This window comes from Paenibacillus nuruki, from assembly GCF_963311185.1.
In the GTDB taxonomy this organism is placed as follows: domain Bacteria; phylum Bacillota; class Bacilli; order Paenibacillales; family Paenibacillaceae; genus Saccharibacillus; species Saccharibacillus nuruki.
Genome location: NZ_OY725677.1, coordinates 3,088,261 through 3,102,939, shown reverse-complemented (window position 1 = coordinate 3,102,939; position 14,679 = coordinate 3,088,261). Strand labels below are relative to the sequence as shown.

9 protein-coding genes are annotated in these 14,679 nt (G+C 39.4%); 6 read left to right on the top strand and 3 right to left on the bottom strand.

Features of this window, described 5'->3' with window-relative positions; translation table 11 throughout:
• Nucleotides 1–226: 226 nt before the first annotated feature.
• The 6 genes from RCP16_RS13930 to RCP16_RS13905 all read left to right on the top strand — a co-directional run bounded on the left by RCP16_RS13930 (nt 227) and on the right by RCP16_RS13905 (nt 8,833).
• Nucleotides 227–3,352: a type 1 glutamine amidotransferase family protein gene (locus tag RCP16_RS13930; protein WP_308640563.1), complete on the top strand. Its 3,126-nt coding sequence runs from the start codon at nt 227–229 to the stop codon at nt 3,350–3,352.
• 162 nt (nt 3,353–3,514) lie between these two features.
• Nucleotides 3,515–4,447, top strand: a complete 933-nt coding sequence (locus tag RCP16_RS13925) for an alpha/beta hydrolase (RefSeq protein ID WP_308640562.1) — start codon at nt 3,515–3,517, stop codon at nt 4,445–4,447.
• A 416-nt stretch (nt 4,448–4,863) separates the two neighbouring features.
• Nucleotides 4,864–5,772: an ABC transporter permease gene (locus RCP16_RS13920; RefSeq protein WP_069327848.1), complete on the top strand. Its 909-nt coding sequence runs from the start codon at nt 4,864–4,866 to the stop codon at nt 5,770–5,772.
• Nucleotides 5,773–5,788: 16 nt separating this feature from the next.
• Complete coding sequence (locus RCP16_RS13915) at nt 5,789–6,694, top strand: carbohydrate ABC transporter permease (protein ID WP_069327849.1); 906 nt, start codon at nt 5,789–5,791, stop codon at nt 6,692–6,694.
• A 21-nt stretch (nt 6,695–6,715) separates the two neighbouring features.
• The gene (locus tag RCP16_RS13910) at nt 6,716–8,290 is read left to right on the top strand and encodes an ABC transporter substrate-binding protein (protein ID WP_308640561.1); all 1,575 of its coding nucleotides are present in this window, start codon (nt 6,716–6,718) and stop codon (nt 8,288–8,290) included.
• A gap of 153 nt (nt 8,291–8,443) precedes the next feature.
• Nucleotides 8,444–8,833: a DivIVA domain-containing protein gene (locus RCP16_RS13905; protein ID WP_069327851.1), complete on the top strand. Its 390-nt coding sequence runs from the start codon at nt 8,444–8,446 to the stop codon at nt 8,831–8,833.
• 112 nt (nt 8,834–8,945) lie between these two features.
• Here the strand turns inward: RCP16_RS13905 and RCP16_RS13900 are convergent, their stop codons facing one another.
• The 3 genes from RCP16_RS13900 to RCP16_RS13890 form a co-directional block, all read right to left on the bottom strand.
• Complete coding sequence (locus RCP16_RS13900) at nt 8,946–9,833, bottom strand: TetR/AcrR family transcriptional regulator (RefSeq protein ID WP_069327852.1); 888 nt, start codon at nt 9,831–9,833, stop codon at nt 8,946–8,948.
• Nucleotides 9,834–9,945: 112 nt separating this feature from the next.
• Nucleotides 9,946–13,071 (bottom strand): efflux RND transporter permease subunit, encoded by a 3,126-nt coding sequence (locus RCP16_RS13895; RefSeq protein WP_069327853.1) that lies wholly within the window; start codon nt 13,069–13,071, stop codon nt 9,946–9,948.
• On the bottom strand, nt 13,068–14,546 hold the full coding sequence (locus RCP16_RS13890) for an efflux RND transporter periplasmic adaptor subunit (protein ID WP_069327854.1): 1,479 nt from the start codon (nt 14,544–14,546) through the stop codon (nt 13,068–13,070). Before RCP16_RS13890 ends, RCP16_RS13895 begins: the two co-directional genes overlap by 4 nt.
• Nucleotides 14,547–14,679 lie beyond the last annotated feature (133 nt).

The window sequence follows — 14,679 nt, the reverse complement described above, 5'->3', positions numbered from 1 at the left end:
TGTTAACCTTTACCCACCCTCATTACGAAAAAACGATTTAGAAATGAGGATGTAAAAGAAGAGAGCGAAGGGAATATGATTGTTCTGAAAGAGTTACAAGCTTTCGTAAGAAAGGTACTTCAGCGACAATAAGAACAATCCTATTTCCATAGCGGTCTATCTCACCATCCGAAACTTTCAAATCCAGTTTTATCCTAATCCAATATCAATGATGAAGGAGATTATTATGACATTAATTTCTAAGCTCCATACGGTAATTTTTTATGATCCTGCATTCCCTTTTGATGGACAACGACCGAATGAACAACAGCTAACCGAACTGCACAAGCAAGGCACAGTGGTTACAGCTAGCGAACTTTCTAAAGCGCTTACGCAAGCGGATTTATTTATTCATCTGCACGGCAGTTACTTTCCCAAACAAGCATGGACAGCGATCCATAATCATTTGAATAATAGCAAAGGATTTGTACATATGGGCGGTATTCCTTTCCGTATGCCTGTCAATGAAACGTTAGATGGCTGGAAAGTAGAAAATGAACAAACCGCTTATCATCAAATTTTGAATATTAACGAAGTATTACCGGTAGAAGTAACACCGATTGATCATTATGAAGCAAGCAAAGATTTTCCGTTATTTGCAGGACAAGAATCATTATTTGAGCGTCAAAGCACATGGGGATTTGCGCTTCATGTGACCAAAGCCAATGACCATCCTGCACAAGGCGGTTCCAGTGGACCGATGGATGCACATATTTATCCTCTGCTCAAAGGAATCTCCAAAGATGGACGTGAAGTAGCCGCTCCTGCTATTTTGCTTGAAAATACAAAAGGAGCTTATGCTGGTGGACGATGGATATTTGTTAACCAATTAGCAGGTGAAGCCTTCTGGGAAAAAGGAATCGAAGCTATTTCCAAATGGGGCGAATTTGCTGCCAAAGGGGTTACTGAAATCTGGGTGAAGCCCAACTATGCAAGTTATGAACCGGGTGAGCGTCCAACGTTAACAATTCAATTACAATCGCTACAACGTCATTCCACCAGTGTAGATATCAGTGGGGAATGGATATTCAATCTACAAGTATCCAAAGAAGATCAGGATTTATCCGGTCAATTTACAGACGTGTGGACCCAAAAATTAACGATTGCTGCTTCTCGTGAACTGGATATTGTACGCTTACCTGTTGAGATTACGATCGAAGCTGGATATTATCGCTTGGAAGGAACGATCACTTCACCATCTGGAGAAGTACGTAGCATTCATCAAGGATTCTGGGGATTTGATGCAGACTTTTTGGCACAAGGTGAAATGTTAACAGCTGATCGTGATTATTTCCGCAAAGAAGGTCGTCCATTACCGATTGTGGGAATGACGTATATGACTTCGGATGTGGCACGCAAATTCTTATTTTTACCGAATACAGCGGTGTGGGATAAAGATATGGCACAGATGAAACATGCAGGGATTAACTATCTACGTACAGGTGTATGGAGTGCTTGGCGACATGTGATGTTTGTCGATGGTCATCCCTATGAAGAAGTAATGCGTGCAATTGATGCGTTTATTTTGACAAGTAAAAAGCATGGGCATGAACTGACATTTAACTTTTTTGCATTTACACCGGAAGCTTGGGAAGGGGTTAACCCGTATCTTGATCCACGTAGTGTAGAAGCGCAAAAGCGTTTTATCTCAGCGATTGTAACCCGTCATCGTCATACCTCCAATATTCATTGGGATCTGATCAATGAACCGTCTATGTTTAATCCAGATCGTCCATTTTCAGGTCCGCAACCGGTGTACGATGAATTTGAGATTGCGGCTTACAAAGAATGGGTAGAAAAGCGTTACGATAGTGATATTACCCGAGTACAAGAACGCTGGAATATGACACCTGAAGAGTTACCTAATTTTGATGCGGTATATCCAGTACATGTTGATGATATCAGTTATAATCCAACATCGATTCATCCGAAAAAAGGAACTCGTTGGCTCGACTATAATCTGTTTACGATGGATATGCACAATCGCTGGGCGACAGACCTCACTCGTATGATCCAAAGTATTCAACCGAAGCAGTTAGTGACGGTTGGACAAGATGAAGGATTAGCAGGGCAACGTCCATCTCCATTGTTGTATGCAGAGACTGTCGATTATACGACAGTACACTCCTGGTGGGAAATGGATGATCTCGTGTGGGATGGTATTTTTACCAAAACACCACAGAAGCCGAACCTCATCCAAGAAACAGGGATTATGTATATTGAGACACCAGAAGGCAAAGCCAAGCGTACAGAAAATGAATTGAAGTATATTTTAGAGCGCAAATATGCCTATGCTTTTTCAACAGGTGGAGCAGGGGCGGTGCAGTGGATCTGGAATATCAATTTCTATATGCACAATGTCAATGAATCTCATATCGGTGCTGTACGAGCAGATGGAACAGAAAAGCCAGAAGCAGACGTATCTTATGACTTTGGACGCTTTATGAATGCAACTCGTGATTTATTTGAAAATCGTCAATTGGAAGAAGTAGCTGTTGTTTTCCCATATTCCAATGATTTGTCGAATCGCAAACTAGCACATGATGCAACAACCAAATTAATTCGTACCTTATCCTATGAACTGAATGTACATGCACGTGCTTTTGGGGAATATCATTTACATGAATTAACGACAGGCGATGCGCCGAAATTAATCATTGTATCAAGTCCTCATAATTTCCAGACAGCAGCGCTCAAGCAACTGGTCGATTATGTAGAAGAGCATGGCAGTACTTTATTATTTACAGGGCCGTTATCATTAGATGAATACTGGCAGCCTACAGATCGTCTAAGCAAAGTGACAGAGAGTGCTCCATTATCAAATGTCCGCCGTGAAGAAGCATTACAGTTAGGTGAAGAAGTGTTACCGGTATCATTTAGTGGCAAACGTATTGCTGAACTGGTCAAACAAGCTCCACTGACTGGTGTTGCTCAGGTGAAAAATGTAGCGATAGGTAAAGGTAAAATCATCTGGAGCCCATTGCCTGTAGAATTAAGCGATCGTACCGAAACTCAAATTGCACTGTATGAATATGCGCTAGCAGAAGCAGAAGTGTCTTCTGAACTGGAATGGTTGCAAGGCGATGAATTATCCGGTGTTTATGGACGTAAATTGTCTTTCGATCAAGGTAATCTGTATATCTTTGTATCCGAGTATGGAGCGAATGCTCAAATTCAAGTACAAGACCCGATCAGTCACAAAACGTACAGTTTCCAATTGGATGCCGAACGTACAGTGATGTTCGCTACCGATACAGAAGGTGCAATTAGCACCGTCTATCGTCCAGAAGAAGTAAGTATTGATGTGAAATAGCAACAACGACTATAGCAAGAATCAAAGGGGTTACCTACACAGGTAATCCCTTTTTTAAATAGGAATAGCTTCATATAACACGAAGTTAGCTTATATAAATAAAATACTTTATAATTGAAAGAAGTTACTTATTCATCAAGTCAATATTAAAGGAATGAATTTATGAAAAGATTACTCAAGTTTATGCTCAAAGCTATTGCAGTTGTTGTTGTATTAATCGTTATTTTTTTAGGAACGGTGTATACCGTTAATGTCTTCGCCAGTAAGTCTGAACAAAGCAAAATACAACCATACGGACAATCGGTTGCTGTAGATGGTAAAAACATGAATGTAATGATTCAAGGAGAAGGTAAAGAAACGATTGTATTGATTCCCGGTTTTGGTACAGCATCGCCAGCTCTAGATTTCAAACCATTGATTGATCAACTATCACCGCATTACAAAGTCGTTGTTGTTGAACCATTTGGTTATGGATTAAGTGATGTCACCGATAAACCTCGTACAGTCGACAATATTACGAATGAGATTCATGAAGCTTTGCAACAATTGAAGATCAATAAATACATTCTGATGGGTCACTCGATCTCAGGTATTTATGGATTAGATTATGTGAATAAATATCCTAATGAAGTGACTGCTTTTGCAGGTATAGATACAAGCTTCCCTACACAGCCAACTGAAGTGATGGATACTGAATCCGTTAGTATATTGCAAAAATCAGGCTTTTACCGCTTGCTCGTTAAACTTAATCCGACTCAGATCATGACACCTGATGTAGATGAAGCGACCAAAGAGCAGATCAAAATGATTACGCTCAAAAATATGATGAACCCAGATATTGTGAGTGAAGCACAGTTATTACCGACGAATTTCAAAGCTGTACAAGGCTTACAATTCCCTAAAAACTTGCCTGTGATTTTCTTTCTAGTCAAAGATGATCCTGATATTAAAAACTGGACAACTCAACATGAAGAACAAATCAAAAATTCACTACATGGCAAAATCGTTCTATTAGACGGTACTCATTATCTGCATTACACTCAATCCAAAGTCATGGCAGATGATTTGAAAAGCTTTATCGATAGCGCAAAATAATCAAAAAAGTCGAACGATATACACAAAGGTGTAGCGTTCGACTTTTTTTGATTATAGGTATAGGCTAAACTACTCTGATATCAAATTCTAAACATCCTATATTTATTCTGATACTATATATTATCCTTAACTTCCTGTAACAGTTTTTAATGTATCCTTCCTTCAAATATACTCCCAGCACAGAGCATAGATCAAGGAATGACCCGATAGAAGCGAAACGGTCTGCCTCTACTAAATATGTAACTAAAACTAACATAATGAAGTCGCCTTCAATCCCATAACTCTATTTTGAGAACGCTTACCTAAAAAAAGTACACATAACCTAAAGAACTTAGCGTAGTTTCCTTTCCTTCTCTTGCCCATAATTAAAGAATAAGCACACAAGAGAGATACCGGAGAGAAAGGGGACTTCAATCATGACCTTTTTGTACGAATTACGTAAAAATAAAGTTCTTTTTTTGATGGCGTTACCTGCACTAATCTTACTGGTCTTGTTCAACTACTTGCCGATGTTCGGAGTCATCCTTGCTTTCAAAAATTATAATTTCTACGATGGTATTCTAGGTAGTCCCTGGATCGGATTCAAAAACTTTGAGTATTTATTCAAAGGCGATGCATGGCTGATTACACGTAACACATTATTATACAACTTCGTGTTTATTATTTTCGGACTGATTCTCGCAGTTGCCCTTGCTATTGTGCTTGATGAGATTCGTAACCGATTTCTATCCAAAACCTATCAGACCATATTGATTATGCCTTACTTTTTATCATGGACGATTGTTGCTTTGATTTTTTATGCTTTCCTTAGTGCAGACAAAGGGATTATCAATCAAGCACTAACGTTTATGGGAATGCATCCGATTAATTTCTATTCTGAAACGACCTATTGGCCATACATTTTGATCTTCGTCTTTTTCTGGAAAAGTGTAGGGTATAGCAGTATTATCTACCTCGCTTCGATTACAGGTATTTCACCAGAGTATTATGAAGCCGCTACGATTGATGGCGCTAGTAAATGGCAACAAATTCGCTTTATCACGATTCCTTGTCTCAAGCCAATCATTATTATTATGACTATTCTCAGTATCGGCAAAATCTTTTATGCTGACTTTGGATTGTTCTATCAAGTGACCTACAACTCAGGCGCTCTGTACCCTGTTACACAGGTTATTGATACGTATGTCTACAACGGCCTAACTTCGATGGGGAACTATGGTATGACCGCAGCAGCAGGCTTATATCAGTCTTTTGTCGGGTTCGTGCTTGTCATCATCACCAACTGGATTGTGAAAAAAATGGACAAAGACAGCGCGCTGTTCTAGAAAAGGGGGAATTTCGATGGAGCAAACATCTAGTAAATTCAATCAGCTTCCAAAAAGTTGGAATCTTGTATTTAACCTGATTTTGATTGTACTGTGTGTGGTCTGTATTATTCCAATTATTCTGGTTTATGCGATCTCATTTACCAGTGAAGCGAGCTTGTCTGCTAAAGGCTATCAGTTTTTACCTTCCGAATGGAGCTTGGATGCGTATCGTTATGTGTTCCGCAATGGAGATCAGATTCTGCAATCGGCTTATGTGACGATTGGCGTTACAGCGATAGGAACGTTATTCAGTCTGTTAGTGACTGCGTTATTCTCGTATGTATTATCGAGACGTGATTTTCGTTATCGTAATGTGATGGCATTTTTCTTATTTTTCACAATGTTATTTAACGGTGGATTGGTGCCTTCTTATATTGTAAATACGAATGTTCTTCATTTAGCAGACTCATTCTGGATTTTGATTTTACCGTATTCACTGAGTGCTTTTAATGTTATTATTTTGAGAACGTTTATGCAGCAATCTATTGAAACAGCGATTCTAGAAGCCGCACGGATTGATGGAGCAGGCGAGTGGTATATCTTTGCTCGTATTGTGATTCCGTTGTCCAAGCCAGGACTCGCTACTGTTGGATTATTTACACTGGTTACCTATTGGAACGATTGGTTCCTTGGACAGTTGTATATTACCAATCCCAAATTAGTCAGTCTACAATATATGTTAATGAAATTGCAGTCTAATATCGACTTTGTAACCAGTAATGCGACTTCAGCGACTAACAATATGTTAATGGCGCAGATTCCAGCCGAAGGCGCACGTATGGCTATCTTAGTTATCGTATTAACACCGATTCTTTGCGCATATCCATTTTTCCAAAAGTATTTTGTAAAAGGATTAACAATTGGTGGTATCAAAGGTTAACACAAGGTAAGGAGGAATAGGATGAACCATTCCAGATACAGGTATCACCGAATGCTTTTGCTTCTGGTGGTATCTGTATTGTTGTGTATTGGGGCAGGTTGTCGGCAACAAGATCAGAAAGATGTGACCTTATATTCAGCCACTTCACAATCTTCACAGACAGGGCAAGAGACGATGCAAAGTAATCTTCCACCTGCGGAGTTGGTATTTTACAATTATGCGAATCCTATGCCAGATCAAGATAAAGTCATGGACGAAGTCAATAAATACCTTAAGCGCAAAATCAATGCAACTATTCGTATTATTACACTGAATCCAACCGAATTTGAAGCGAAAATACCAGCGATTCTAGCCTCCGGTCAACCAGCAGATCTGGTATTTACTAGCTCGTGGACCAATAATTATTTAGCCAATGTGTCTAGAGGAGCCTTTTTACCATTAGATCATTTGCTAAAGCAGTATGGAGTGGGGATGCAGAAATCGATTCCAGCTATTTTGTGGAAAGGAATGCTTGTGGATAATCAGACCTACGCTGTACCGCTTAACAAAGAAATTGGACATCAATACGGTGTGCTAATGCGTAAAGACATTGTAGATAAATATCATCTCAAGATAGATCGTATTCAGACATGGGAAGATGTAGAACCCCTTTTACAGATTGTGCATCAGCATGAACCTCAACTAAGACCACTGGATACACCGGAAATGTTATATCGGTCGATTCCAATGAATCATATTTCAGGTGATTGGTATTTGCCAGGTGCGATCAATATTGGAGAATCGCCTGCGTTTAAGCGTGATGATCATCAAGTGTTCAATCAATATGTCACACCTGAATTTAAGCATTTTGTAGAGACGATGTATCGCTGGAATCAAGCAGGATATTTGCCTAAAGACCCGATGTATGAAGCCGAAGGGGATTGGAAAACAAGTAAGATATTTGCAGGAGCACTATCCTATGCACCTAATTATGTGTATGAGCGCAGCAGTCAACTGGGATACGATCTGGATTATGTTAATATCGGGCAGGGGGTTATTGAGACAGGCGATGTGCAAAGTGGGGCTTTTGCAATTCCTCGTTCTTCCAAGCAACCTGAACATGCAATGATGTTTTTAGAATTGTTATATACTGATCCTTATCTGGCTAATCTGCTCAAGCATGGAATCGAAGGGGTTCATTATATCAAAGTAGATGATAAACATATCGAACCTGCACCAGGTATGGATCCGCTGAATCCAAAGTATGATTATGGATATGGCTGGATGTGGGGAAATATCTTTATCTCGTATTTTGATAAATCGTACCCTCAAGATACGTATGAGCAGTATGAAGCATTTAACAGCGGTAATATTCCAGCGCCAGCACTGGGCTTCAATATGAATATTGCTCCGGTATCTACAGAGGTAGCTGCTATCAATAATGTATTAGCAGAATACTATCGTCCACTGATTAATGGTACGGTTGATCCAGAGAAAGTATTGCCTGTTTTTTTGCAAAAATTACAGATCGCTGGAGTAGAAACGTTGATTGCTGAAGAGCAAAAGCAATTGGATCTGTGGAAAGCCGCCCAATCTTCGGCTTCTTCTATTCAATGATCGAGCGACTTTCTGTCTACTCATTCGGACAAACAAGCATACCTAAGCGAAATATCTTTGAACAGATTGTTTTCCCCTATGCTGTGTTTATGGTACATTTATAAAAAAGAACTGTATGTGAGTATAAGTTCTTACGGGAATAGGGGGATCATCATGGCTGTAGATGAGAATTATCAGCGTAAGTTAGAAGACCAAAAACGTTTATTTAAGCAGTTGGGGATTAAGTTCGATGCCCTTACCATTCATGAAAAAGATTTTGGGACCAAAATGCGAGGCTATTCTCAAGAAGAAGTCGACTTTTTTCTAGATGATGTTATTTTAGATTATGAGCGTTTTTACAAAGTCATTACAGACTTGCTTGATAAATATAATGAACTTCAACGTCGCCAGACGTATGAAAGTGAGCGTGCTTCTGCACGGATGAAAGAAGTCGAGGATTCGGTAGATCGCAGTATTGTAACAGATGCGATTGGAACACTAGAACGTACAATTGATCAACTTAAAGTTCGCTTGCGTGATAGCGACAATAAAAAAATGATCTAATCTTAAAGTGATATGGATACATTAATCCATGTAGAGATATATTTGAAATGAGCAATAAAAAAAGCTGCTTCCTGTGATCATAACAGAAAGCAGCTTTTTGGTATCAATAGGATTAGATATCCAGCACTGATTGTAACAGATGACATTTTTCAACCAGAGTGGGTTCTTGAGATAGAAAAGAAAACATTGCTTTAAGCATCCCTTTACGTTTTACATCGCTCAATATTTCTTGTTCTAGCTCTTGCAGAACCTGACGATACTCTTCTTTTTGCTCATCAGAGACTTGGAGGTGATGCAGTAATCGCTTGAGGTCTAGCAAAGCATCATGAATCATAATCCCTTTGAAAATAGGGCTATCTTTGATATGTTCAGGATCTACTTTGAGCTGTTTCCAATCCCAGATCGGTACATAGTTGTATTCCATCATACCCTTAATCCATAGATCGACAGTGTTAGCCAGTAGAGCAGCAAATTCTTCATCTGTTGTATTCGGCTTGAGTCCCATCATAGGCAGAATCAGGTATTGCATCATCATGCCTCTAATCATAAAGATCACATCATAAGCAAAAGGCTCTACTTGCTCACCATAAATATCCACCAGACAATCGGTAGTCCATTTGCTTAATTTGTATTCTACGATAAGAAACGCTTCGATTAACTTCTCGCTGTGAAATAGACTTTTATCATGCATCGAAATCATCATCGAATGGAATTTGGTATCCAAAGAGTTCTGTAAGTAAATGCGCACAAATTCAGCTATTTTTTGTTCAGGTGGTAAATGAGTATCGGAATACATTTTGCAGATGGCATCATCGATTTTGTGTCCATGCATTACAACAGTAGCGACAAGAACATCTTCTTTACTTTGAAAAAATTTGTAAAAAGAAGCTTTCGCTATTCCACTTTCTTTAGCAATCTCATCTACAGAAGTAGAAGTATATCCTTTTTCGGAAAAAAGTTGAAGTGCTACTTCAATAATTTCATGTTCTTTGTTTTTCAAGTGCACGTCTCCTTTACCGCTATATCATCACGTCATTATAAAATAAGAACAGGCTCTGTGAAAAGAAGCCTGTTCTTATTCAGTACAGATTCATGTATCTAGAATAATAAAATTACATTTTTTTGCTTAAATTCAGTTTTTCACGACGTTGTTGTTTGCGTTCTTCTTTACGAGCTGCTTTTTTTAATTTGCGTCTAGCCACAACCATATATAAAGAAGGAACTACAAACAGTGTCAAAATTGTCGAGAAGACCAGACCGAAAATAATCGTAACTCCCAGTGGTCGGAATAGTAATTCACCGACAGTAGCGATAGGAATCATACCGACAATCGCTGTCAAAGATGTTAAAAGAATCGGACGGAAACGAGCAGATGCAGCAGATATAATAGCATCGGTTAGTTCCATACCTTCATGCCTTGCATCTTCTATAAACTCGATCAATACGATACCATTCCGTACAACAATTCCGGCAAGAGCAATAATCCCCATGACTGACATAAATCCAATCGGCGTACGAGTGATAAATAATCCTAATATACCGCCCGCGGCTGCTAGATATACAGTTGTCATAATAATCATTGGAATTGAAAGCGAATAGAACTGAATCATAATTAAGATAATAATCAGGAAGATAACGACTACAAACAATTGACCTAAATCAGTAAAGGTATCTGTTTGACTGGACGTTGCTCCACCGACATCCCATGTGTATCCTTCAGGGAAATTAATTTGTTGTATTTTAGGTTCTAATTCCTGCATAACTTCTGTAGCTGTACGTCCATTCGCATCTGCCTCAATCGTATTCACTCGTGTTAAGTTGTAACGATCGATTTGTTGAATCGCAAATGATGGTTTCATTTCAACCACTTGTGATAATGGAATCTGAGTTCCAGCAGAGTTGGTAATACTGACTTGTTGGAATAGTGCTGTTGGACTAGCGTTGGTAGAATCTTTCATATAAAGCTTGATATCGATTAGATCTTCACCGTTATCAAAGTCACCTACACTAATACCGCTACCCATCATCAAAAGCGTACGTGTTAAGTTTTCATAACTCACTTTGTATTGATCCATAGCTTGTTTGTTTACGACAAAGTTCAAAGCATAATTTTCTACACCAATACTATCAGTGATACCGTATGTTCCTGGTGTATCAGCAATCGCAAGTTTCACTTTATCGGTTAGGCTACGAATTTCTTCTAGATCATCACCTAGAATACGGATCGATACTGCTTTACCTACAGAGACACCCAAATCTGTAGCTTTTACAGAGATACTGATACCTGGATAATCTTTTTTAAGTTGATCAGACCACTGTTCTGACGCTGTAGCTACATCGAGCTTATGTTCTTCACCGGTGACTAGAATCTGTCCGGTTGTGACACCACCGCCACCTAGACTAAGGTTGGTAAACAACTGAGGTGCACCGCCGCCAGAAGCATAAGCTATATTTTCAACACCTGGCTGTTTTTTGACCCATTTAGCAACACCTTTTACGACTTCATCTGTTTTCTGTAAAGAAGTACCTGTAGGCAACGATACATTGATCGTTAACTGAGGATCAGATGAACTTGGGAATAGCTCGACAGGTGTAAAAGCAGCTAACCCGTAAGCAAGTGTACTCACAATAAGCCCTGTTAAAGCCACAATTAATGGACGTTTTAACACTTTAGGCATTAATTTTTTAGCATAGCCATTAGTTAACGATTGGATTTGTTTACCTAATAGTCCAGCAGGTTTTTCTGTGCCATGTGTTTTACCTTGTTCATTACGACGCTCTTCATACCATTCACGGAAAATAGGAATGATCGTTAATGCCATAATCATCGAAGCTAACATACATAACGAGATAATGGTTGGAATCGGACGAATAAATGATCCCATATCGCCTTCAAGTAGCATCAATGGAGCAAAAGCTGCAATCGTTGCTAATGTAGCTGTAACGATAGAGATGGATACTTCTTTGGTACCATTGACTGCTGCATCTGTCGGATTTTCTTTGAGTACGGTTAATCGCCGTTCAATATTATCATTAACAACAACCGCATCATCGACCAGAATCCCCAGTACAATAATAAGTCCTACAATCGTGATCTGATTCAGTGATATTCCAAGTGTAGGCAGAAGGATAAGACCTAGTGCAATCGAGACTGGAATAGCCAAAGCTACAAAAGAAGCGGTTAACCAGTTCAATCCCAACATACAAATGATAATAACAGCCAAAATAGCAATTAACATTTCACGAATCAAATCATTAAAGATACGATCTACTTCTGTTTTTTGAGCAAACAAGGAAGTAAGTTTGATATTAGCAGGCAATGTTTTTTCAAGTGAAGTCATTTTTTCTGCTACACGCTCATGCATGGTAGGTACATCAGAACCTGTTTCACTACTAATATCAAGCGAAATGGCAGGTACACCGTTGTAATATCCTAAGTATGTTTCTTTATCAGTAATCAATTGTACATTTGCGATGTCTTTAACATAGACAGGAACACCGGCTTCGGTTTGAAAAACAACAATATTTTTGAGGGAATCTACATTATGAGATTCGTCTACAGTTAATTGATAAGTACGTGATTCGTATGCAATATCACCTGTAGGTACACGGTTATTTTCAGACTGGATCGCTTGCATAACCGATTCCCACGAAATATTATACTGTTTTAACTTCGCCATATCTGCATCAACTCGTACTTGTTGATCGGGAATACCTTTGATCGCTACATCGGTGATACCCGGTACAGAACGAAGTTGGTCACGCCATGTGTTCATAAGATCACTTAAAGCATAGATATCTTCTTTTGTTTTGCCATATAAAGCAAAAGATTGGACAAAGGTTTGTGTTAAGTTGTCATTGACAATAGGCGTGTTTGCATCAGCAGGAAGTTCACCTTCAGCATCCTGTACTTTACGACGCAATTCACTCCATGTATCTTTTGCATCTGCCGCTGGTAATGCTTGAATAATAATGCTGGATACACCATTACTTGAAGTAGAAGAAATGGTATCGAGATTAGTGACTTCTTTAATTTTTTGTTCTAATACTTTGGTAACCGTCTGCTCCATTAATTCTGGAGTTGCACCCGGATAAGTCGTCGTTACTGTTGCTGTTTTGATAACGATATCGGGCATTAATTGTTTAGGCAACTGCAATGCACTTACGATACCGAACAGAATAAGCATGATAAAGAAGACAAGCGTAATTTTACGCTTTTTGACGATATATTTGATCATTTAGCGGTCGCCTCACTTACTGTAAGGGCATCTCCATTAAATAAACGGTCCGCTCCTTGAGTCACCACCTGATCGCCTACTTTTAAGCCTTTAGTAATCTGATAACGATTATCGTATAGATTACCAATTTCAATAGGGGTTTGAACGGCTTTACCATTTACATTTTTAAATACATAAGGTTCAGATCCTGTACTAACGACTGCCTCTACAGGAATTGCGATTCCTTTTAATGAAGCAGCTTGACGTGAAGCTTTGACAACCTGACCTGGTTTCCAATCGAGTTTAGGGTTATCAATGGTAACTTCTGCATTAATAGAACCTGTATTTTCATTGGTTGCAGGATATAGCTTCGTCACTCTACCTGTACGCGTCTCATCATAAAGGTTCAAGCTAACTTGTTGTCCAACTTTCCACTTACTGATTTCACTATCTGCGATAGGAAGCAACACTTTAAGTTTGTTAATCTCACCTAGAGTAAACATAGCTGTTCCAGCAGTAACCGTTTGTCCGTTAGAAATCGTTTTTTCTAAAACGACACCAGATACTGGAGCGGCAAGTCCTACTCTTGATAAGTTCAATTGAGCGGTTTCTTTAGCGATAACAGCTTGCTCATAACTAGCTTGAGCTTGACTGATACCGGCATTGGCTTGTTCGATACCCGCATTGGCTTGTTCAATACCTGAATTAGCTTGTTCTACACTAGCTACAGCACTTTGACGACCTACTTCTGCTTCTTTTACTGTAGAAGCCGCTGCTGCACGATCGGAAGCACTTGCTCCTTCTAATAGAAGAGAAAGTTGTTCTTTCGCATCGTTAAGACTATCTTGTGCAGTTGCAAGAGTCGTTTGCGCTTGCTCATTTTCTTGCTGAGTTAGTAGACCATTTTGAAATAATGTTTTGGCACGATCTGCTGCTGTTTTGGCCTGGTTATAAGCCGTTTGTGCTTTGTTTACAGCATTTTGCGATTGTGCTCTTTCTTGTGTACGTGCTCCAGCAGCTACGCCTTGTTCACGTACTTTAGCACTTTGAATCTGTGCATCAGCGGATGCGATACCTGCTTGAGCAGCTTGTTTGGCGGCTTGCGCATTACTGAGGGAAGCTTGCGCGCTGGTAAGAGAAGCTTGTGCATTGCTGAGGGAAGCTTGGGCTGCAGCAACACTTTGGTTCGCATTGTCGAGGTCAAGTTGTAAATCTGCGCTATCTAATTGGGCTAAACTTTTCCCTTTTGTAACCTGATCTCCAATATCGGCATTCACTGAAGTGACTGTTCCACCGATTTTAAAAGAAACAGGGGTCTCATCATATGCTTGTAGTGTGCCTGATAAGTCATAGACCGCATCTAATGTTACTTCTTTGACGGCTGTGACTTCGACGCTACTACTTGCCGGCTCCACTGCAGCTTTCTCTGTCGAACATGCTGTCAAACTAACAGCTAACAGAATCGCTGTAAAGGCCGTTGGCCAGCTTTTTTTCATAGTTACAGTATCCTCCTCTGAACTCACCAGTTTAATTTATACTCTATAGTTCATGGCTGAATTATAGATTGTTTATACGATGCTTGTCAATTGTATCAAACTAAATTTGAAGAGACCTCAACCTCTGGATGTA

What these genes read in the sequence shown, in the direction of transcription:
- RCP16_RS13915 (WP_069327849.1), top strand. Translation starts at nt 5,789, where the DNA reads ATGGAGCAAACATCTAGTAAATTCAATCAGCTTCCAAAAAGTTGGAAT.
- RCP16_RS13905 (WP_069327851.1), top strand. Translation starts at nt 8,444, where the DNA reads ATGGCTGTAGATGAGAATTATCAGCGTAAGTTAGAAGACCAAAAACGT.
- RCP16_RS13920 (WP_069327848.1), top strand. Translation starts at nt 4,864, where the DNA reads ATGACCTTTTTGTACGAATTACGTAAAAATAAAGTTCTTTTTTTGATG.
- RCP16_RS13925 (WP_308640562.1), top strand. Translation starts at nt 3,515, where the DNA reads ATGAAAAGATTACTCAAGTTTATGCTCAAAGCTATTGCAGTTGTTGTT.
- RCP16_RS13930 (WP_308640563.1), top strand. Translation starts at nt 227, where the DNA reads ATGACATTAATTTCTAAGCTCCATACGGTAATTTTTTATGATCCTGCA.
- RCP16_RS13895 (WP_069327853.1), bottom strand. Translation starts at nt 13,071, where the DNA reads ATGATCAAATATATCGTCAAAAAGCGTAAAATTACGCTTGTCTTCTTT.
- RCP16_RS13910 (WP_308640561.1), top strand. Translation starts at nt 6,716, where the DNA reads ATGAACCATTCCAGATACAGGTATCACCGAATGCTTTTGCTTCTGGTG.
- RCP16_RS13890 (WP_069327854.1), bottom strand. Translation starts at nt 14,546, where the DNA reads ATGAAAAAAAGCTGGCCAACGGCCTTTACAGCGATTCTGTTAGCTGTT.